Source organism: Kitasatospora sp. NPDC127060, assembly GCF_042724935.1.
Classification (GTDB): Bacteria; Actinomycetota; Actinomycetes; order Streptomycetales; family Streptomycetaceae; genus Kitasatospora.
In genome coordinates this window covers 64,961-84,330 of record NZ_JBHXEG010000032.1, presented here as the reverse complement: position 1 = coordinate 84,330, position 19,370 = coordinate 64,961, and the positions used below count along the sequence as shown (strand labels likewise).

The window sequence follows — 19,370 nt, the reverse complement described above, 5'->3', positions numbered from 1 at the left end:
ACCGCGCCGCCTGGGGCGACGCGGTGCGGCACAGGTGTGCGCGTGACAGGTGTGCGTGACAGGTGTGTGCGCGTCACGGACGAACCCGTCACGCGTACCGTCCTGCGGTACGACGGGCTGACGGGCTGGCTCAGCCCTCACCGACCCCGCTGGCCTGGGAGAGCGGGACGCACGGAGCCCGAGCGGCCCGGGTTCGGCCAGCAGTTCCAGGGTGGTCGCGACGACGGGCACGGCGTCGTCGTACTCGCGCCACCCGTCGTCGTTGTCGTCGCCCCCCGCACCACCGCACCACCGGCCGCCGCGCCAGCAGTCGGCGGACAGGCCCGCGGCGGCCTGCTGCCGCTTGGCCGGTGCGCGGCAGGGTGCGCCGGGCCCGTGGCGGTCGTCGTACGAGGGGGTGAGGCGCCGACCGCTGCCAAAGCGGCGCCGTGCTCCCGGGGAACTGCCAGCCGCCGCGGTCCTCCTTCGAGAAGCGGGCGGCGAAGCCGATGCGGACCCGGACCACCTCCTGAGAGTGGCAGAAGGGGATGGTCGGCATGGCGTCGACGAAGCGCTCGGCCTGCCGGCCCGCGCCGTGGAACCCGCCGGCCAGGAGCTCCTGCCGCCGCTCGGCGGGTCGCCGGTGGATCGCCGAGGCCTCTCCCCCCGCTCCAGCCCTGAGCCTGTACGCCCGCCCGCCCACCGATCGTGCTGCACAAGGCCAGGTCGACGGCGAGCGGGGCATGGACGGCGGCCTCGGGGCGCGGCACGGGGCACCCACAGAGCTGAGAGCGGCGAGTGGGACGTCGGCAGCGGTTGCTCGGAGGAGCTTCCACGCCTTGGTTGCGAGATTGAAAAGCCCGGCCAGCCGCCTGTGTCGAGACGACCAGGACTGACTGGGAGGTGACGCACCGGCATATCCCGCCGCCGTTGGGTTCGGCATCGGGCGGTGCGACGGCCGGGCAACTCCCCGGCCCCGCTGCGGGCGACGAGCACGGGGATGGTGACGCAGGCGCTCGACGAAGGTCGGACCCGACAGGCCGAGCCGTCGTTCAGCCAGCTGGGACCTGCAGCCTGTAGTCCGCCGAGACCTCGAAGGATCCCGACGACCCCCGAATGCTCAGCGTGTGGTCGCCGGGCGCCAGCGGCCCTGCCTGTACCCAGAGGCCGCAGGCCTGGGTACGGAAGCGTCCCCCGGACCGGGTGAGCGGGTTGCCGTCCACAGCACTGATCTGCACGGCCGTCGCGTCGTACCGTTCGGGTTCCAGGGTTCGGCCGTCGAGGACGGCGCTGCCTTGTGCGGCGGCCATGAACTCGGTGCAGTCATCCGCCGTGCCGAAGAGGTTCACCAGGGGAAAGGCCACCGGCCCGGCACCGCCACGCAGACCACCGCGCCGGGCTCGAAGGCGCCCGCACACCGCGACGAGCCGCCCGAGGCCGCCCCGCCGCCGGGTTGACCGGTGTCACGGTCCCGGGCCGGCCTGTCGGACCAGGGCGGCACAACGGGCCGCATGTGGGGTCAGGTGGGCGCCAACGGCCCCGCGGTGTACACCTGGCACCCCAGTCAGGTGCCCGCAGGCGTCTACGGGCCGGAGCAGATGACCGGCGGGCTGACCCCGTCCCAGGCCCGTGCCCGGGAGGCCCACCACGAGGTGAGCGTCGAGGGTCTCCAGCATCCCCGGACAGCCGGAGCTACCGTTCCCGGCCGGCCTTCCTGTCCTCAGGCGGTTCGTTGTCCTCCAAGGCCGGGCGATCCGGCTTGTAGGCTGCCCGTGGAACAGCTCTGACTCTTGAGGGATGGCCCGGGTGCGTGTTGGTCGCTTGATAGGTGTGGCCGCAGGAGTCGTCGTGCTGAGCAGCCCGACGGCCGCGTATGCCCGTGGCGGGGGCGGTAGCCACGGGTTCAGCGGTGGCGGGGGCAGCCATGGTGGTGGCGGAGGCGGCCATGTCGGTGGCTTCCACGGGTCGACCGGCGGCGGGTTCGGCTTCGGCTCCGGAGTCGCGGGCGGTGGGATCGTCGCCCTGCTGGTGATCGTGGCCGTCCTGCTCCTGGTCCTGTGGTTCGTGCACCGGCGCCGGAGGACGGCGCAGGCGGTCGGTCTGAACACGGTCTCGGACCGTACGGCGCACCGCGCGGACGAGCAGGCGCGTGAGCGCGCCGCCCAGGTCGGGGCCCGGGTCGACGCCATCGCCGACACGGATGCGACCTTCGACCGCGCCGCGCTCGAGAGCCGGGCCGTTCAGCTGTACGTGACCGCCCAGGACGCCTGGACCCGGCACGATCACGCCACGTTGCAGCAGGTCCTGTCCCCGGTGCTCTACGGCAAGTGGGCCGATCAGCTGCGCGACTACGCGTCCCGCGGCGAGGTCAACGTCGTGGAGATCGTCTCCGGCCCGGTGGTCGAGCTGGTCGACGTCGCCAACCGCGCGGGCGAGGTGAACGACACCGTCACCTTCCGGATCACCGCGACGCTCAACGACTACGTGCGCCGCGCCGACGGCCCGGACGCCGTGCGCAAGGACGACTCGACGCGCCCGGTCGAGTACTGGACACTGCGCAAGAACACGGCCGGGCAGTGGATCGTGTCGTCGGTGGAGCAGGCGGCCGAGGGCGCGCACCACCTGACCGCCGCCATCGAGACGGACGGCTGGGACCAGAAGGAGGTCGCGCGCGAGGCGGTGCTCGAGGTGGCCGGGAAGACCTCGGTCAGGGGCGCGGGCGACATCCTGTCGCTCACCAACATCTCGTGGAGCACCGACGCCGACGCCGCCGTCGGCGATCTGAGCGTGCTCGACGGCCGGTTCGACCGGGCGGTTCTCGAGGTCGCCGTCGAGCGGTTCCTCGAGGAGTGGGTCATCAACGACGGCAGCCTGGACTTCACCTCCGTCCGCACGGCCGACCGGACAGTCATGCGGGACGCCGTCGTCAGGTCGGTCACGGTGCGCTCGCTGGTCTCACGCGACCCGATCGTCTTCCGTGTCGCGGTCGACGCGGAGGGCGTCTACTACGAGGTCGACCGCCGCAGCGAGAAGGTCCTCCGCGGCGACGCACGCCGACGCCAGCCGATCACCTTCGCGTTCGACCTCCGCCTGGACGACAGGCCGACCGCGACGTGGACCGTGATCGCCGCCAGCGTGGAGTAGGCGAAGCCCGCGCGGCGGGACGCAAAGTGAGATGACCTCTCATGCCATCAGTGTGCTCGCGACCACTGGCAAAGCCCCCGGGCCCAGCAACGCCCGTCGGGACAGGACGGCCGGCGACGACCGGCGGGTGCCGGCGGTGCTGGGATTACCGGAAGGAACCGGCCGGCCCCGGGCGCCCGCCCGGCCGACGTCGGGAGCGGCGAGAAGGTTGGTGTGCAGGGCCGACGGAACCGGGTAACGTCTTTGCCATGTTCTTCCAGACACCGATTTACGAGTGAGCGCGTGATGGGCCCCTGCTGACGTCCTTCGACGTCGCCGCCCGTCCCCCACCGATGAATCCGTAGATCACTTCACTTCCACTTCACTTCACCACCGGGAGAACCCACGACCGTGAGCAAGAACATCGACAACCCCGTGGGCATGGGCGGCGGCCAGCGCAAGAGGCAGTCCCGCGCCGAACGGCAGAACAACGGTCCGCACCGCAACCTCGACCGCCAGGGTGCAGCCGACCAGAAGGCAGAGCTGGTGCGCAAGATGCGCGAGAAGGCAGGAACGGCTGAGGGCGCCGGGCAGGCGGGCGGCGACACCGTACAGGGCTGACGCACTGCCGCCGCAGCGCGGCACCGCACGGGGCAGGGCTCGGACCGCGACGCGCGGTCCGAGCCCTGCTGCCGTACCGGGGCTCCGCTGCCGTACCGGATGTCGGTCCCGCTCAGCTCTCGGCCGACCACCCGCGTCTCAGCTGACCACCCGGGGCAGCCGCAGAATCGGCAGCCCCGTCACCGCCACCACCCGGAGCCGCACCAGCAGCTCAGCACGCCCCTGTGCCCGGCCCGGGCACCACCGCAGCCGGCGGCGGCAGAGGAAGTGGACACGGCCGCAGGACAACACTGGTGGACACCCCGGTGGGACGACCGCGAAACCCTCCGGCCAGAACGACTCCGGCGGACAGACCGATAGGGAAAGAACCCCGGCCACCCCGGTGAACAGCCACGCCGAGCCACTGAAAGCCAAACGCCGATCATCAGGGGCCTGCGGCCCTCGGGAGCAACCTCCGGGCCACCCCGTAAGCGTGGAGACTTTCCTGGCGGATCAGGCCCGAGGAGATCGCGCTGCGCCAGTGAAAGAAATCCGGTCCGGCTCCCGGTCGCCCTGCCGGCGGCCTGGTGCATCAGCTGCCGAATGGCGTGGTGGACGAGCAGAAGGCCGTAGAACTCCCGCTCCGCCCGGGCGGGTCCGGCAGGCCACGACGAGGGGCGGACGCTCCCTGACCGGAAGAGCCCGCCCCCGTCGTGGCCGTACTGGCGCAAGTGGACTTCTACCGCTTGCTGACCGGTGAGCGTACGGTGATGTCACCATCCTTCGCCACGTAAAAAGCGAAGGGGTCCTTGTCGCCTGTCGGCTTCGCCAGGTTCCCTGGCTGGTCTTCCCACTCCCAGCGCCCCTTGACTTCCCAGAGGGCTTTGTCTTCACCCAGAATTTCAGAGACGAAGAATGTCCCTTTCTGTGTCTGGATACAGAGGCGGAGGTCCTGCAGGTCGTTGGGGAACCAGCAGAGCCCGAACATCATCAGATCCCCTGGCTTTACGATCTTACTTTGAGAAAGATCGGCCTGATGGAGAACTGTCACGTATCGGTCGCTGGAGTTGTCGAGCTGGGCAAGGTATCCCATGCTTCCTCCCACTCCTCGTAGCCTGTCCCTGACGAGTAGATCACGCACCGCCCATGATCTTCCTGTACTGATACTCTGCTCGGATGAATCGGGCTTTTCATCCTTTTCATTCGGACACGTGGCACTTCTAAACTTTTCTTTCCTTGAGATCTTTAGGCTCTTTGGGCCGAATATTGTGCGCGGGAATGAGGCGTTCTCGGCGATCTGGGTACGCTCGGCGTGTTCCTTGGCGGCCTCGGTGAGCTGCCGGTGCCGGGTGGCTTCGGCTTCGGCTGCCTCGGTTCCCTCTGCTGGCAGAAGTGGCAGCGGCGCTCGCCGTCGGAGGCGCAGCGGGGGTTCTTGCACTTGTCGGCGGTGCGGTGGCATCCGGGGCGGGCGGTGGCGAGGAGTTCGCGTGCCTGGCGGCGGCGTTCGGTGGCTTCCTGGTCAGCCTGCCCCTGGGCGCGCTGGGTTTCCCGGTGCTTTGGCGTAGGTAGAGGGTCCGTCGTGGCCGTACCGGAAGCATGCCAACGGGCCGGTCCAGGGCCGGGACAACCGGCCGAGGGGCGAAACTCGCCAGCTTCCGGACGGCCCGTCCGGGCGGGCAGAAAGGCCGCGCTGGTCGGAGCCAGCGCAGCCGTCGTTCACCCGTTCGTCGTGCGCCTCAGTTCATCACGCAAAGCGCGCAGCGATCGGATCGCTTTCACGAGCTTCTGCGACAGGGGCGGAACCTGATCGAAGAGATAGCCGAGGGCCGTGATGCCCCCGGCGATCCCCGCCACGATGGTGGTCACCCATCCGGCAGTTTCCATCTCTGGCCTTCCAAGGAAGAGGGACTGGGCTGCGGTGTCAGCTCCCGGAATCGGGGGGTGTCGCCAGGAGCCCACGCAGTTCCCCTGCGGATGCCTCCGCAGCCACTCTTCCTTGGCGCGCCGGTTGGAAGGTCCGCCCTCGCGCGCTCCGGCTCCGGCGGCCCTCTCGGGTCTAGCCCGGCCAGGGCCATGTCTCCCCCTCAGTCACGTGCGTCCCACGTCCATATGTGCCACTGACAGCGACGCTGCCCCGACAGTACCCGGCGCGGACCTGCGGCACGCCCGTCTTCAAGCGGTCAGCCGGCCGGTCCCGGTGGTCGTCTCTGCGGGCTGCGGCGTCGGTGCCGGGGGCCGGGTGGCGGGCGTGGGCTCCTCATCAGGGGCGGGCCGGCCGGAGGGCGATCAGCAGGCGCGGTGAGGGCAGCAGGAAGGCGGCGCAGCCGATCTGGAACAGAATGCCGATCAGCGCCCACCCGCTGACGAACAGCACGAACATCGGCGGTCCGCACCACAGGACGGTGACGACGGGCCGGTGGAGTTCGCTCTCCCTCTTCGGCGCGGAGAGGAGGAGCAGCAGCAGCGACGGCACGCCGAACCACCCGAACAGGAGCAGCCCCAGGTCGATGAAGCCGGTCACGAACTTCGATCCGGAGAACTCACCGGTATGTGCCAGCCAGAGCGCGCAGCCACCGGCCGTGGCACTCCATCCGCAGCCGAGGGCGAGCAGGTAGCGGGCGGCGGCCCGAATGAACCATGCCAGGGCGCTCTCGGTTCTCAGTACGGCACCCATCGCCGCTCCACCCCTTCGGCAACTCCAGCAGGAGCATCATCATCGCAGGGTATTTGAACGCGTTCAATAGATTCCCCGGGCGACGCGACCGCCATCTCTGCCGCCCAACTGCGAGACATCGTCGAGCGGTTGGTGCATGCCGGGCAGTGGCAGACGGGTGACCCGCAGATCTGGATCGTCATGGACTCCGGCTACAACGTCGCCCACCTTGCCCACGCCATGGCGGACCTGCCCGTCGTCCTCGTCGGGCGCCTGCGCTCGGACCGCGTCACGCTCCGCGACGCCGGCCCCACTCGCTCCGGCCCCAAGGGCGGCCGGCCGCGTCGGCACGGCGGCGTCCTGGCCTTCGCCAAGCCCGACAGCTGGCACGAACCGGACGTCACCACGGCCACGGACACCACCTGTTAGGGCAGGCCTGGGCCAGGACCTGGGACCGCATGCACCCCAGGCTGACCCACCGCGGCCCCTGGCTGGAACATCCAGAAGAAGAACTGCCAGTCCTGCACGGCACGTCGGTCCGCCTGGAGGTCGACCACCTGCCTGGCGGCCGGGACCCGCAACCGGTCTGGCTGTGGTGCTCGGCCACCGCCAGCGTTCCAGGAGTACCTCGATCAGCAGGACATCCCGCGCCTACGTTCCTGGCGAGCCGTCAGCTGACACAGCAGCAACCAAGATCACCGACAGAGTCAAGCTCAGCACAGCTAGGCGTCCGCGCTGCCTCGCCGGCTGACCCCCGCCGACGCGAGGAGGATCTCCGGACAGGCGGTGATGAGGATCTCGAGCAGGTCGGTCTCCTTGTCGCGCAACCGGTCGGGGCGGGTGAGTACGAGGCGGACGAGTCGGCGCGGGCTGGCCACTGGGCGTTCGCTCTCGGCCCGGCCCTGAGCGATGCAGCGGACCAGCAGGTTGGCGCTGGGCCGTGCGGGCGGCCTCCCGCTGTTCTTCGGCCTCCCTTTCCAGGCGCTCCTCACGGGCGGCCTGGCGCGACTCCTAGGCGGCCCGGTTGTCCGGGTTCTCCAGCGCCTCGACGAGGCAGTGCCGGCCCGAACGGCCGAAACGCCACCGGACGGGCCCGAGCGGCCCGTGCTCGGCCAGCAGTTCCAGGGTGGTCGCGACGACGGGCACGGCGTCCGTCCGGTCGGCCGGCTCCCGGACGGCGAAGGCCGGGTCGTTGTCGCGGACCCTGGTGCGGAACAGCACCGGATGCTGCAGGTGAACTCGGGCGGCTCGTTGCCCGCCTCGTGGAACGCGTTCCACGAGGCCCCGGGAGGACCGGTCGGCGGGCGGGGGCAGGCTGTTGCTGCCGCGGGCGGGGGGTGCCGTTCGCATCGACGGTGACGGCCGGCTCGCCGCCGGCGATTCCATGGGCCCGCCCGCGCGTCTTGCGCACGGCGCCGGTGGGAGCTGCAATTGTGCTGATCCCCACGGAACCGTGTTGAAGCCCTGTCGTTGTGGGTCGGCACCGTGCCGGAGCGCCATCGTCCGGTGGCCTGCGCCTGCATGGGGTGACGGCGGCGACGGATCTGGTGCTGCTCCAGGTCAGTATCGACGACATCCTGGAAGCCGACCCGACCTCGGCCGAGCACGCCCTGCGCACGGCCGCCCAGCGCGGCATGTTCCAACGCCTGCTCGACGCCCCCGGCACGCCGCCGCTGAACGCCGACCCGCACGCGGCGGCGCTGGTCGACGTGCTCTCGCGGCTGGGCCGATGGGCCACTGCGGCTCAGCTCGCCCGCGTCGCCGAGGCGATGCGCATCTGGTCCCTCGGTCGGCTCTGGCAAGGCGCCAACCTCGTCGCCCGTGCCCGCCCGGACCTGAACCTGGCCACCGCGCTGCGGATCAGTGCCTCCGGTATGAGCGTCAACGCCAGCCTCTTCGAGATCGTCAGCGGCTACCACCTGGAAGCCGAGGAACTCGCCGCTCCCGCAGTGCGCGCGCTCACCGAGATGGCCCGCCAGCTGTGCGCCTGGGACAACGACATCGGTTCCTGGAGCAAGGAGAGCATCCGTGGCACCGCCGACCAGCACCTCGTCGGCGTCCTGGCCGGGCGCGACGGCCGCACCCTGGAGCAGGCCTTCGCAGAGGCCGTCGCACTGCGCAACCAGACCATGGGGCTCTTCGTCCTGTTGCGCGAGCAGACCGCCGGCGCCGCTTCCCCGGCGCTGCGCCGCTACCTGGGCGAACTCGGCCTGATGATCGCCGCCGTCCTCGACTTCACCGTCGTCAGCACCCGCTACCGCGACGTCCCCACCGGCTCCGCCGTACCGATCGCCGCCCGGATGCGCATCGACGCCCGCTCCCACGAGCCGGACGCCGGGACGGCACCCGCGATCCCCACCATCGCCTGGTGGTGGGACTGCCTCGAAAGCGACGGCCGATGACCCCCGGCACTCCGCAGCCGCTGCCCGCCCTGTACTGTCCCCTGCCCGTCGCGATCCATCCGCTCTCCGCCCAGGCCGACGCCTCTGCCGCGGCCTGGCTGCACCGCTTCCGCCTCGGTGACAGCCCCCTCGCCCGCGCGCGGCTGGCCCGCTCCGGCTGCGGCCGGATGGCCTCCTACCTGCTCCCCGCCGCCACGCCCGAAGTCCTGGCCATCACCGCCGACCTGTGCGCCTGGAACCTCGCCTTCGACGACGAGTACTGCGACGAGGGCAGCCTCGGCCTGCGCCCCGGGGACCTCGCCGAAGCCCTCGCCCACATCCGGCGCGCACTGGAGGTGCCCGAGACCCAGCTCTATCCCGACGACCGCTACGCGGTGGCCCTGCACGACATCCGCACCCGCCTCGACGCCTGCGCCACCCCCGTGCAGGTCGCCCGCTGGGCCGACGGCATCCACATCTGGTTGTCCGCCGAACCGTGGCGCGCCGCCGTCGATGCCCGCGGCGGCACCATGACCCTCGACGAGTACGCCCTGCTGCGGCTCAAGAGCGGTGGCATGTTCGCCTTCATCGCCCTGGCCCCCGTCGCCAACGGCTACGAGGTCGAGCCCCGCGACCTCGTGTTGCGACCGGTCCAGGCCCTCACCGAAATCGCCGCCACCCTGGGCACCTGGGGCGCCGACATCATCGGCCACCTGCGCGACCGGCGCGACGAGCACGGCAACAACCTGCTCACCGTCATCCGCCACGCTGACGACTGCGATCTCGCCGAGGCCGTCATCAGAGCGGCGGAGATGTACGGGAGCATCATGCACCTCTACCTCACCCTGCGCGCCCGGATCCTGCCGACCTGCAACCCACCGCTCGCGCGCCACCTCGTCGACCTCGACCGCTTCATCCGAACCGGCATCGACTGGGTCGCCGAATCCCACCGCTACGCGGGAGCGGCCGAACCCGACCTACGGCCCAACCGGCCGGTTCCTTCGACCACCGCACTCGCCCCGCTCCCCCTGCCCGCCATCGCCTGGTGGTGGCACCTTGCCGACGATCCGCAGTGACAAGCCCCCGAACGCACAAGGTCACGCGCCGGCGAGGTCCCAGCCCGGCTCGCCCATCAGCGTGCTGATGTTGCGGATCAGGTCGAAGCGGCCGAGGTTGCGCAGGTACGGCTCCGGCAGCGGGGTGCGGGTGAAGCCGTAGGTCAGTCGGGTCGGCGGCGGTGAACGCCAGGCGCAGGCCCTGGCCGATCGCGGTCCCGACCGTCCCGGCCTCGGTGCCGCCCTCACGCCAGGACCGTCGCCAGCGCTCCACCGGCCGTCCGCTCACCCGCAGATCACGGGCGATCACCGCGGTCTTCCCACCGGCCTCGAACCGGCCGGCGGCTTCCGGCCGCACCTGTTCACGAAACGCCCGCCGCTCAGCGGTCAGGCCCCACCCTGCGCGTACCGCATACCACCGGCCCACCGGCCCACCGGCCCACCGCAGGGATCACCAACTGTCACTATCCGACGACAGAACGAAAACCTCAGTAGCCGGCGGACGGCTTCCCTCTCCCGGCGGCAAGGAGCTCACCGGCGATCTCACGCGCCCAGGCGTCGACGGCCTCCCAGTCACGGTAATCCCCGGGGTGGCCGCCCAGGAGGCGGAGCAGGAGCGCGCCCACCCGGCCGATCTGTTCACGGGTGACGACACCGGAGAACAGGCGGTGCCCACGCAGGCCGGGCACCGGCGCGAGCGCGTCGAGGACGATCGCCTCCTCGCGCCCGGCGAACCTGCGCCACGGCCCCCGCAGCGCGGCGGGCATACCGACGCTGAAGAGCCAGACCCCACCGTGTGCGAGCGCGTCGCGATGGCGTTGCAGGAAGGCCGCTGCTTCCGGCAGCCATCGCCGGCTGTGGACTGCGCTGCCCAGGACGAACGCCGCGTACCTGTCCACGGTCATCATGTAGTCGAGCGGCCGGACCTCGACAGCGCATCCGGACTCGGCCAGCCGGGTGCCGATGCGTTCGGCGATCTCCCGAGTGGATCCGTGCGCACTCACATAGCCGACCAGAACCACCACGGCGCCTCCTCGGACCGTCGCTGTCCCCCTGGGGATGAAAAGTCTTCACGCTGTGCCCTGCGGTGTTCCGGAGTCCCCGGCCTCGATCCCGGGTCGAGCGGCCCCGATCCCGTCCCGCGCCACCGGGCCGCTCGCCGCTGGGCGGAAACGGCGGATGCCTCTCGTCGGATCCCCCGCTTTCGAGTGGTCCCGGTCGGGCGTCGGCCCGCCTCCTACGGTCAACCTGCGGGACCGCGCGGGGCCGCATCGCTCGTGTTCCACGATCCTCTCCTCAGCGGGCCCACGCTAACGGCGGCATCCCGTCGCTAGGACATGGTGCTCGCCGCCCGGCCGGGCGGGCTCGGTCCGCTCCGCCACCGCATCCTCCTCCAGTGATCACTACACGGCGCTACCGCCGATGACGAGACGGAGCCGAAGACCGTACGGAGCCGCCCGTCACACTGGCCTGCGGAAATTGACATCGAGGCCTTGTCATCCGTTTTCGGCGGGTGGTGCGTCCAAGGAGTATGAAGCGCGAACTGAGGCGCCCGGGGGGCTGCCGATCCGACCCGTTCGACGAGTTCGTCGCGGCGCGGTACCAGACCCTGTTGCGGGGGGCGTACTTGATCACCGGGAACGTTCATGACGCCCGGGACCTCCTTCACGACGCGTTGGTGCAGGTCTACCCGAAGCGGTCGGTGATCCGGGACGCGGGGGCCGCTGAGGGATACGTCCGCACGACGATGGTCCGCACCCATGTCTCGCGGTGGCGCCGGACCAGACGGGAGGAGCTCACCTCCGCTCTGCCGGACAGGCCGGTGGTCCAGGAGAGCGGGTGGGACGACCAGTTGGCGGCGGCGCTGGCCGGGCTCCCGCGGCGGCAGCGGGCGGCGGTGGTGCTGCGCTACTACCTGGATCTGCCGGTCGCGCAGGTGGCGGAGGAACTGGGGTGTTCGCTGCCTACGGCGAAGACGCACCTGGTGCGCGGGATCAAGGCGCTTCGGCAGGAAATGGAACTGGCAAGGGAGTTGGTGGGGCCGTGAGCGCTGAGGCCGCATTCGAGGAAGAGCTGGCGGGCCGGCTCGCAGAACATGCGGGATGGGTCGGTGGCAGCGCGCCGCTGGCCGAGCTGCACGCGGCCGGGCGGCGGCGGGCGCGGCGGCAGAGGGCCCTGCGGGGCGCGGCAGCGGTGGCGGTGCTGGTCGTCGGGGCGGGGGCCCTGACACAGCTGGGCAGCGGTTCCGGGGACTCCAGGACGGGCCCGGCCGGTGCGGGCGTGGGTCTGGTCGGCCCGGCACCGGGAACGACGGGCTCGGTCGCCGTGATCCTGGAGTGCGCGAACGGACCCACGGGCTGGCGGACGCCGGGCCTGCACCAGCACGGCAAGCAGGTGCTGCCGGACTCCCCGTCGCCGGGGGGGCCCACATCGTCCGGTGCCCCGTCGTCCCGGCCCAAGCTCTCGGGCTCGCCGTCACCGCTGTCGTACGCCACGCCGGCGCAGTCCGACCTGGAACGGGCGGGTCAGGCCATCGAGTACATGGCGATGGCGAGCTACCGTGACCACTACTTCGGCACCTGCAGCGACACGAGCACGAACACGCTCTACGTGATGCGGGTCCCCGGCAGCGGCCTGGACGCGGCGGCGGCCTCGACGCTGACCGACTGGCCGACGGTGAAGCTGCAGTACGCCGTCGCGGCCGGCTCGCGCGACGAGCTGTTGGCGTTCGGCGCCCGGATCCGAGCGGACCGGGAGGACTGGCGGGCCAAGGGTGTGGAGATCGAGGCGGTGACCCTCGCCATCGACGGCACCGGAGTGGTGGTCGACACGCCGCAGTGGCAGACCGCGGCGGCGCAGATCGAGGCGAAGTACGGCCCCCGGGTGGCCGAGGTCCGCTGAGCCCGACGCGAAGGGCTGACGCGAAGCGCCGGCGCCACGCCGACTCCTGAGGAGCACGGCGGCCGGCGGCCCTGAGGAACAACGAACACACGACAGGCGGGCCGCGCGACGGGCGCCCCGCCGCGGCCTTGCCATGCCCCGGGCGCGACAGGTGCCCCGACGCGCGAACCTTTCCGCCCAGCCCAACGGGAGACCGATGTCCGAGACAGTCGCTGAGGAACCACGCCGGAACGAAGGACCGCCTCCGGACCGGGCCGACTCGACGGTCCTGGTCCTGACCGCGGTGACGGCGGTGGCGTCCGCGCTCCTACTCCGGTTCCTGCTGCTGGAGTACGAATCGCCGGACTGGTACCGCTTCCTCGGTCCCTGGTACCGGTACATCACGGAGCAGGGCGGGTTCCGCGCCCTCGGCAACACCGACTTCTCGGACTACAACGTCCCCTACCTGTACCTCATGGCCGCGCTCACCTACCTGCCGGTGCCGGCGATGGAGGGCGTCAAGTGCCTGTCGATCCTCTTCGACCTGGCACTCGCCTCCTACGCCTACCGCATCGTCGCACGGCAGTCGCCGCACCGGCCCCGGCGGGCGCTCACCGCAGCGGTGATCGTGCTGTTCCTGCCCACGGTCGTGACCAACAGCGGCTGGTGGGCCCAGTCCGACGCCGTCTTCACCACCTTCCTGGTGGCAGGCGTCCACCATCTCCTGCGCGGGCGCCCCTGGTGGACCTGCTCGTTCTTCGGGATCGCCCTGGCCTTCAAGCTCCAGGCGGTCTTCCTGTTCCCACTGCTGCTCGTCGCCGTCCTGACCCGGTGGATACCGTGGCGGAGCCTGCTGGCCGTCCCGGCCGCATACGTGGCACTCGACGTCCCCGCCGTCCTCCTCGGTTCCGACCCCTGGCAGCTGCTGACGGTGTACGTGCGGCAGACGGGGACCTACAAGGACCTCACGCTCAACGCGCCGACGGTCTACCAGTTCGTCTCGGTGCCGTACGGCGAGGAGGACCCGGTGCGCCGGGCGGGCGTCCTGGTCGCGGGCCTGCTGGTCCTGGCACTGACCTGGCCGGCGGTCCGGGCCGTACGGCGCACGCTCCAGGCCCGACCGGAGGACCGCACCGGGGGCAACGCGCGCACAGGACCCACCGCACCGGTTGTCCTGCTGCTGGCCACCGCCTCCGCGATCACGGTGCCCTTCCTACTGCCGTCCATGCACGAGCGCTACTTCTACGTCGCGGACATCCTCAGCGTGCTCGCCGCCTCCCAACGCCCGCGGCAGCTCTGGTACCTGCCGGTCCTGGTCCAGCTCTCGTCCTTCGGCAGCTACCTGAAGTTCATCGCGCCCGGCGTAGCGCCGTACCTGTCGATGCCGGCCCACGGCGTGCTGATGCTCCTGGCGCTGATCACCGTACTCCGCGCCACCGACCGCGAGTTCCGGGATGCAGCTGCTGCGGCGTCCGGCTTCGCCAGTCGCACCACGAGGCCGCCGGCCCCTCGGCCGATCCCGTCGGCCCGCTGCGCCCCCGACGCCGCCTGAGCGCCGGCGTACCGGGGCTGGTGTGTGGAAGCGGCTGATCACGTGCACCACGGCCTCGGCGTCAGGAGGACTATGACGCCTTCGTGCCTGGCGAACGGTTGGTCTGCGGACGGCGACAGGCCGGCGGCCGGCGGGCCCGGCCGACCGCTGAAAACGATCAAGGACAGTGTCGCCCCGCCGATGGGATTGGTGCACCCGTGCCGGTTGAAGGGGCACCGGCGTCCCGCAGTGTCCTGCACGTACCCCACACGGCTGCCCGAGCACGCGTTCACGGCACCCTGGATGTTCATCGCGCCCACGTAGCCGATGGCCTTGTGCTTCGCCCTGGTTCCGGTCGGTGGGCGTGGTCCGGCCGGTGGCCTGGCCCGGGGTGAGGTCGGGTATCGGTGCCGCGGGCGGGCGGCAGCGGCCGGGGTGCGGGGTGGGTCGACGTCGGCCAGGCGGCGGCCGGCTGCGCGGGATCTGGACAGGTGCCTGTTTCGGCGATTCGCTGTCAGCGTGCCGCCGGAGGAACCGGCAGTGTTACGTGAAGATCATCGCCGGAGCGGTTCTCGACGCCTGGGGCCGGGTCACCGACCACCCCTGCTGGTCGGCCCTGACGGCCGGCCCGATCGTCCTGGCCTCGTCCTGACCACCCCACCACCGAGCACCTAACGTAGCGCCCACCACGACGGTCCGTCGTCCTGAACGGGGGGCGAAGCAAGCCCGGGAGGCCCGAGATTCACCCGGGCGAGGGACTGTCATGGACAGTGCACAAGAGGTCTACTGTCCTCGAGCGGCAAAGCCGTCATTCGGCGGACCCGAGGAAGGGGATCTGTGATGTTGATGCGGCGTCTGCTGCTGCCCGTGGTCATGGCGATCGCGATGGCGGGCAGCACCGCGGTCGCCAACGCGGCGCCCGCGGAGTCTGGTTGGCATCCCACCGCCGCCCCGAGGGGCCAGGTGGCGCCCGGGCAGATGCGCTCGGACCACGAGGACGTGCCGGGTGGGTTCAGCAAGGCCGACGCGGACCGGGCCGAGATCCTGGAGGCCCGCCGGGACGCCGCCCCGGGCTGCCAGGTGTACTGGCCGGCACCGTACGAAGTGTGCGGGGCGATCCGCGACAAGTACAACGAACTCGGCGGCCCGAACAGCTTCCTGTCGTTCCCCAAGTCAAACGAGCTGACCAACCCGGACGGGTACGGCAAGCGCACCGAGTTCGTCAACGGCCCCATCTACTGGTCCCCGCAGGGCGGCGCCCACCCGGTGGTCAACCACTTCTTCGCCGCCTGGGCCCGCAACGGCTACGAGGCGGGCCCGCTCGGCTACCCTACCTCCGACGAGATCGTGAACCCGGACAACATCGGGCGCCGCCAGTACTTCGAGAACGCCACCATCTACTGGAAGCTCAACGAGGCCTACGCCGTCCGCGGCGCCATCCGCGACAAGTGGGGCGAGGCGGGCTGGGAGACCGGCTACCTCGGCTACCCGGTCGGCGACGAGTTCGGCACCCCGGACGGCATCGGACGGGGCGCCCGCTTCGAGCACGGGATGATCTACTGGACCGCCGCCTACGGCGCGCACCCCGTCAGCGGCGGGCTGCTCGACAAGTGGACCCTCTCCGGCTACGAACGCGGGCCCTACGGCTACCCGGTCGCCGACCAGCGCCCCCGCGGCTCCTCCTGGGACCAGGACTTCCAGTTCGGCACCATGGGCTTCCCCACCGACCCCGTCGCCGCGGACGTCCCCGACGACGAGGGCGGTGACACCGAGGCGGACGAGCCCGAACCAGTGACCTGGCAGGACTTCGCCGACGACGCGGGCCTCGGTGTGAGCACGACGACCACCCAGGACAAGGCGGGCAGCCTGGAGCCCTGCCGGGCCGGCGAGTCCTGCACGGAGGAGGGCCCGGTCACCACCGCGTCCCGCACCGTACGGGACCTGCCGATCGCGGACGGCCCCGACACCCAGGGCCGGTTCATCCCCGAGTGGTGCACCAGGGAGCCGTTCGACAGCCGCTGGAAGGTGCAGCGCAAGCACGCCTGCGCGACCTGGTCCAACCTCGCGGTCAGGGTCCGCGACACCAAGGGCGCCGAGATCGGGAGGATGGAGTACGCCGTGAAGTCGGGGATCCTGAGCTCGCACAAGTCCGGCGCGCTCCAGCAGGAGTTCCGGGTCGAGTTCGGGAACTTCACGGGCAAGGTCGGCAAGCCCACCTTCGTGTACCAGCCGACGTACCTCGGCTACGGCTCCGGCGCGTACAGCGTGGACGGCCCCACCAGCGGATCGCCCGTCAGCCCCAACAGCGTCAAGACCTTCGTGGTCACCTGGAAACAGCAGAGCGAACCGGACAACACCCAGTGGAGCCCCGGCTTCCAGATCACCTGGAACCTCGGCAACCTCGCGCCCGACGTCACCGCCTCCAACAGCGGGACGTACCGGTACAGCGGCTTCCGCTGCGACTCCACCTTCAAGATGGCCCGTAAGTACCGCCAGGGCTGCGTGGTACCCGGCTCCACCCCCACGTTCGAGCTGACCGCCCTCGTGCCGGAGCAGACCTGGCACGTCCAGGAGGCCATCCGCTCCGGCCTTCCCGGCGGCGCGGGCCGTCCGCTGCGCCGCCTGACCGACCAGGTGAAGCGGGACATCAACCGGCAGATGTCCTGCCCCCGTTCCGGCCCGGTCTACGCCGCCCGGCAGCTCCCGAACCGCTCCTGCGACGAGTACCCGTTCGCCTCGACGTACCAGGGCTCGGCCCTGTCGAACGGCCCGGGCCGGACCGTCCACGAGTACTGCCACGTACCGGACCTGCCGATCGCCACCGGCCCGGCCGGCTACAGCGTCTGCATGATCGACGACGCGCAGAACAAGAGGAGCGGCAGCCTGCTCGGCGCGTTCTACCGCACCCAACGGGTCGTCGACCAGGACGACTTCACCCTCACGACCACCGGAGGCGGACCGCCGCCCAAGCCCTGATCAGCGGCGCGTCGAGCGGGTTCTCCCCACGGCGTGTCACCCGGCCCGGACACCCACCGCAAGGGTCAGCCCCGGAGCGGCACACCCCCTCCGCTTCCCTCCGTGAACAGCAAGCCGTCGCCACCGACACCCCCACCTGACAGCACGCTGCCGGTGCCCTGTCTCCCAGGGCACCGGCACGCGCTCCGACGGACGGTGACAGGCAGTACGCCGAATCACGTGTTGCCTGGCAGGAGCAGATGATCAGGCGAAGGCCCTCTTCGCGCAGGGCAGTCACCGATACGAGCAATCACGTTCGGCGGCCCGTTCAGGACCGTGCTGCTCGACACGCCATGGGCGGAGCTCGGGTCGGCCGAGGACACTCCCGCTCTGCTGATCGGTCTGCTGGACGAAGCCCAGACGCCAGCATCACCATCGACAGCGCAACCGCCAGCGGCGACGGCGTGGCCGCCCGCGTTGACGTCGCCTTCCCCGGCGATGCCGGTCAAGGCATCTCCCTGCCTGGGCAGCGGCACGTCCAGGAAGTGGAGTTCGGGCTCGTCCGCGGGGAGGGCGCGGCGGGGGTGCCGCGGCCGCAGTACGACCCGCTCTCGCGCACGCTCGCCGAGCGGGGAACAGGCCAAGTCCGACGAGCTCACCGTGCTGGGGTGGGAACGCGTCGCTGTCCGCACGGGGCCGGATCGGCAGCCTCTCCCGGCTCATCCGCGAAGCCGCGAAGCCGCGAAGCCGCCATCGTCGACGGGACCGAGAAGATCACCGCCCCAGCCCACACCCACCGGACTGACCGGCCATCGCCCCGAAACCTGATCTCACCTGGTCAACAAAACCCCAGTCCACAGAGCCCTGCGCACCGCAACAAGGCCCCCCGGAATCCTCAGGGACGCACCGCACCGGCCTGGCACTCGCCGCGATCGTGACGCGTCAGTCGTTGCCGCAGACGATCTGGAGGGCCTGGTCAGTGATGGTCTCCACCCCAAACGCATGAACGGTTTCCGTGATGACGATACGGATGGCCTCGTCGCAGAGGCGGGTGCTTCGGGTGGTTTCAGGCGACGCCGCGTTTGCCGGCACGACGGTGAGCAGAGCCGCGCCGATGATGACGGTGGTGACGGTGGTGACGGCTCTTGCGATGCAGCGGTGCACTGACATGGTTCTGCTCCTGACGGAACGTCCTGACGGAGACCAAATTGGCGGCCCCCTGGGATTCGAACATGGGACACGCTGCTGCGCCTGGCGGGGAAGCCGTCTGGTACATCACAGGGAGCACCTGTTCCGTCAGAGCCGCTTGCCGGCCGGGGCCTTCCCACACCACCGCGCGGCCTCGGTCGACCAGGAGCGCACCGTGCCGGCCCCGCCCGCGGCCTCGGGCGCGCTGACGCCCAGGACGAACGCGGCGATCGTCTCGTTGACCGCCATCGCGTGCTGGGCGCCGAAGCCACCGATACCCGGGTCAAGTCGGTGCCCCAGGGACGGCCGCGACCCTGCTGCCGATCAGCAGGACGCCGCCGGTGCAGGCGGCCTGAACGGCGCTCAGCCGGGGCAGCGCCACAGCCGCTGCGGTCTGGACGAGCTGGAGCAGCAGCAGGAGTCCGACCGGCCGTAGGTGCGGGCGCACACGGGTGCGCAGGAGCCCGAGCAGCATGACGCACTCCTCATTCGTGGCCGGTATCCGGCGGACGATGGGGGGATCCCCGGAACCGCCGTCCGGACCCGACGCCCCTGCCCTCGCCGCCTGGTGGCCCGAAGGACCGGACAGAGGCCCCCGGCGCCACGGCTGGTGGGCCGGCCCGGCCGGAATCGGCGCGCCTTCCTCCTGGAACTCGGCCGACGCACCGGCGAACGGAGCCACGCCGACACCGCCCGCGCCGCAGCCGTCGCGGTCGCGCGCTCCGCCGTCCGAGGCCCCCTCGGCGCCTTCTGGGGCCTGGCTGGGGACGGCCAGTTCCTGCTCGACGCGGGCGCGGACCGCGCGGCCGACCTGTGCACTGCGCTGATCGGGTCACACGCCGGACTCGACGAGCGGGGAGCCCTGACCCTCGGAGACAAGCACGACTTCGCCGCGGGCGTGCCGGGCCTCCTCGCCCACCTGCTGCGCCACCGCTACGGCACCCCGGCGCCCTGGCTGCTGCCCTCCCTCGCGCTGCCCTCCCCCGCGCTGCCGTCCTCCCCGGCCGGGGAGCGGTGACCGCCGC

General features: G+C 71.1%; 21 protein-coding genes. 10 read left to right on the top strand and 11 right to left on the bottom strand.

The window, feature by feature from the left end; all coding sequences use genetic code 11:
- Window positions 1-1,031: 1,031 nt before the first annotated feature.
- Window positions 1,032-1,343, bottom strand: coding sequence for a hypothetical protein (locus ACFWIS_RS19620; protein ID WP_380462306.1), 312 nt, complete (start codon window positions 1,341-1,343; stop codon window positions 1,032-1,034).
- A gap of 484 nt (window positions 1,344-1,827) precedes the next feature.
- Here ACFWIS_RS19620 and ACFWIS_RS19615 point away from each other — a divergent pair, with 484 nt between their 5' ends.
- Both ACFWIS_RS19615 and ACFWIS_RS19610 read left to right on the top strand, forming a co-directional pair.
- The gene (locus ACFWIS_RS19615) at window positions 1,828-3,123 is read left to right on the top strand and encodes a TIM44-like domain-containing protein (RefSeq protein WP_380462307.1); all 1,296 of its coding nucleotides are present in this window, start codon (window positions 1,828-1,830) and stop codon (window positions 3,121-3,123) included.
- Window positions 3,124-3,513: 390 nt separating this feature from the next.
- The gene (locus tag ACFWIS_RS19610; RefSeq protein ID WP_380462308.1) at window positions 3,514-3,723 is read left to right on the top strand and encodes a DUF6243 family protein; all 210 of its coding nucleotides are present in this window, start codon (window positions 3,514-3,516) and stop codon (window positions 3,721-3,723) included.
- A gap of 718 nt (window positions 3,724-4,441) precedes the next feature.
- Here the strand turns inward: ACFWIS_RS19610 and ACFWIS_RS19605 are convergent.
- From ACFWIS_RS19605 to ACFWIS_RS19595, 3 genes are all read right to left on the bottom strand, one after another.
- Window positions 4,442-5,140, bottom strand: a complete 699-nt coding sequence (locus ACFWIS_RS19605; RefSeq protein WP_380462309.1) for a hypothetical protein — start codon at window positions 5,138-5,140, stop codon at window positions 4,442-4,444.
- A gap of 278 nt (window positions 5,141-5,418) precedes the next feature.
- Window positions 5,419-5,568: a hypothetical protein gene (locus ACFWIS_RS19600; RefSeq protein WP_380462310.1), complete on the bottom strand. Its 150-nt coding sequence runs from the start codon at window positions 5,566-5,568 to the stop codon at window positions 5,419-5,421.
- 394 nt (window positions 5,569-5,962) lie between these two features.
- Entirely contained in the window at window positions 5,963-6,376 is a 414-nt protein-coding gene (locus ACFWIS_RS19595; RefSeq protein WP_380462311.1) for a hypothetical protein, read from the bottom strand.
- 132 nt (window positions 6,377-6,508) lie between these two features.
- On the opposite strand from ACFWIS_RS19595, the gene ACFWIS_RS19590 reads away from it, so the two are divergent.
- Window positions 6,509-6,784 (top strand): transposase, encoded by a 276-nt coding sequence (locus ACFWIS_RS19590; RefSeq protein ID WP_380462328.1) that lies wholly within the window; start codon window positions 6,509-6,511, stop codon window positions 6,782-6,784.
- 293 nt (window positions 6,785-7,077) lie between these two features.
- On the opposite strand, the gene ACFWIS_RS19585 is transcribed toward ACFWIS_RS19590, so the two are convergent.
- A complete protein-coding gene (locus ACFWIS_RS19585; RefSeq protein ID WP_380462312.1) occupies window positions 7,078-7,233 on the bottom strand; it encodes a hypothetical protein in 156 nt (51 codons plus the stop codon).
- Between the two features lie 133 nt (window positions 7,234-7,366).
- Entirely contained in the window at window positions 7,367-7,576 is a 210-nt protein-coding gene (locus ACFWIS_RS19580) for a hypothetical protein (protein WP_380462313.1), read from the bottom strand.
- 305 nt (window positions 7,577-7,881) lie between these two features.
- On the opposite strand from ACFWIS_RS19580, the gene ACFWIS_RS19575 reads away from it, so the two are divergent.
- Entirely contained in the window at window positions 7,882-8,757 is an 876-nt protein-coding gene (locus tag ACFWIS_RS19575; RefSeq protein ID WP_380462314.1) for a terpene synthase family protein, read from the top strand.
- Complete coding sequence (locus ACFWIS_RS19570; protein ID WP_380462315.1) at window positions 8,754-9,812, top strand: hypothetical protein; 1,059 nt, start codon at window positions 8,754-8,756, stop codon at window positions 9,810-9,812. The genes ACFWIS_RS19575 and ACFWIS_RS19570 overlap by 4 nt, the downstream gene beginning before the upstream one ends.
- A gap of 21 nt (window positions 9,813-9,833) precedes the next feature.
- Here the strand turns inward: ACFWIS_RS19570 and ACFWIS_RS19565 are convergent, their stop codons facing one another.
- Together ACFWIS_RS19565 and ACFWIS_RS19560 are read right to left on the bottom strand one after the other, a co-directional pair.
- Window positions 9,834-10,040, bottom strand: a complete 207-nt coding sequence (locus ACFWIS_RS19565) for a hypothetical protein (RefSeq protein ID WP_380462316.1) — start codon at window positions 10,038-10,040, stop codon at window positions 9,834-9,836.
- Window positions 10,041-10,279: 239 nt separating this feature from the next.
- The gene (locus ACFWIS_RS19560; protein ID WP_380462317.1) at window positions 10,280-10,816 is read right to left on the bottom strand and encodes a flavodoxin domain-containing protein; all 537 of its coding nucleotides are present in this window, start codon (window positions 10,814-10,816) and stop codon (window positions 10,280-10,282) included.
- Window positions 10,817-11,322: 506 nt separating this feature from the next.
- Here ACFWIS_RS19560 and ACFWIS_RS19555 point away from each other — a divergent pair.
- The 4 genes from ACFWIS_RS19555 (at window position 11,323) to ACFWIS_RS19540 (ending at window position 17,178) form a co-directional block, all read left to right on the top strand.
- Entirely contained in the window at window positions 11,323-11,838 is a 516-nt protein-coding gene (locus ACFWIS_RS19555) for a SigE family RNA polymerase sigma factor (protein WP_380462318.1), read from the top strand.
- On the top strand, window positions 11,835-12,692 hold the full coding sequence (locus ACFWIS_RS19550; protein ID WP_380462319.1) for a hypothetical protein: 858 nt from the start codon (window positions 11,835-11,837) through the stop codon (window positions 12,690-12,692). The genes ACFWIS_RS19555 and ACFWIS_RS19550 overlap by 4 nt, the downstream gene beginning before the upstream one ends.
- 196 nt (window positions 12,693-12,888) lie before the next feature.
- Window positions 12,889-14,223, top strand: a complete 1,335-nt coding sequence (locus tag ACFWIS_RS19545; RefSeq protein WP_380462320.1) for a glycosyltransferase 87 family protein — start codon at window positions 12,889-12,891, stop codon at window positions 14,221-14,223.
- A gap of 819 nt (window positions 14,224-15,042) precedes the next feature.
- Window positions 15,043-17,178, top strand: coding sequence for a hypothetical protein (locus ACFWIS_RS19540; protein WP_380462321.1), 2,136 nt, complete (start codon window positions 15,043-15,045; stop codon window positions 17,176-17,178).
- Between the two features lie 921 nt (window positions 17,179-18,099).
- Here the strand turns inward: ACFWIS_RS19540 and ACFWIS_RS19535 are convergent.
- The 3 genes from ACFWIS_RS19535 to ACFWIS_RS19525 form a co-directional block, all read right to left on the bottom strand.
- Window positions 18,100-18,327, bottom strand: a complete 228-nt coding sequence (locus ACFWIS_RS19535; protein ID WP_380462322.1) for a hypothetical protein — start codon at window positions 18,325-18,327, stop codon at window positions 18,100-18,102.
- A 126-nt stretch (window positions 18,328-18,453) separates the two neighbouring features.
- Window positions 18,454-18,594 carry a hypothetical protein gene (locus ACFWIS_RS19530; protein WP_380462323.1) on the bottom strand — a complete coding sequence of 47 codons (141 nt, stop codon included), beginning with the start codon at window positions 18,592-18,594 and terminating at the stop codon, window positions 18,454-18,456.
- Window positions 18,595-18,628: 34 nt separating this feature from the next.
- Window positions 18,629-18,820, bottom strand: a complete 192-nt coding sequence (locus ACFWIS_RS19525) for a hypothetical protein (protein ID WP_380462324.1) — start codon at window positions 18,818-18,820, stop codon at window positions 18,629-18,631.
- A gap of 135 nt (window positions 18,821-18,955) precedes the next feature.
- Between ACFWIS_RS19525 and ACFWIS_RS19520 the strand changes: the two genes are divergently transcribed.
- On the top strand, window positions 18,956-19,363 hold the full coding sequence (locus ACFWIS_RS19520) for a hypothetical protein (protein ID WP_380462325.1): 408 nt from the start codon (window positions 18,956-18,958) through the stop codon (window positions 19,361-19,363).
- The last annotated feature ends 7 nt before the right edge of the window (window positions 19,364-19,370 follow it).

Excerpts from the sequence above, each read along its gene's own strand:
- ACFWIS_RS19535 (WP_380462322.1), bottom strand. The coding sequence starts at position 18,327 with ATGTCAGTGCACCGCTGCATCGCAAGAGCCGTCACCACCGTCACCACC.
- ACFWIS_RS19545 (WP_380462320.1), top strand. The coding sequence starts at position 12,889 with ATGTCCGAGACAGTCGCTGAGGAACCACGCCGGAACGAAGGACCGCCT.
- ACFWIS_RS19540 (WP_380462321.1), top strand. The coding sequence starts at position 15,043 with ATGTTGATGCGGCGTCTGCTGCTGCCCGTGGTCATGGCGATCGCGATG.
- ACFWIS_RS19570 (WP_380462315.1), top strand. The coding sequence starts at position 8,754 with ATGACCCCCGGCACTCCGCAGCCGCTGCCCGCCCTGTACTGTCCCCTG.
- ACFWIS_RS19525 (WP_380462324.1), bottom strand. The coding sequence starts at position 18,820 with ATGCTGCTCGGGCTCCTGCGCACCCGTGTGCGCCCGCACCTACGGCCG.
- ACFWIS_RS19530 (WP_380462323.1), bottom strand. The coding sequence starts at position 18,594 with ATGGCGGTCAACGAGACGATCGCCGCGTTCGTCCTGGGCGTCAGCGCG.
- ACFWIS_RS19555 (WP_380462318.1), top strand. The coding sequence starts at position 11,323 with ATGAAGCGCGAACTGAGGCGCCCGGGGGGCTGCCGATCCGACCCGTTC.
- ACFWIS_RS19595 (WP_380462311.1), bottom strand. The coding sequence starts at position 6,376 with ATGGGTGCCGTACTGAGAACCGAGAGCGCCCTGGCATGGTTCATTCGG.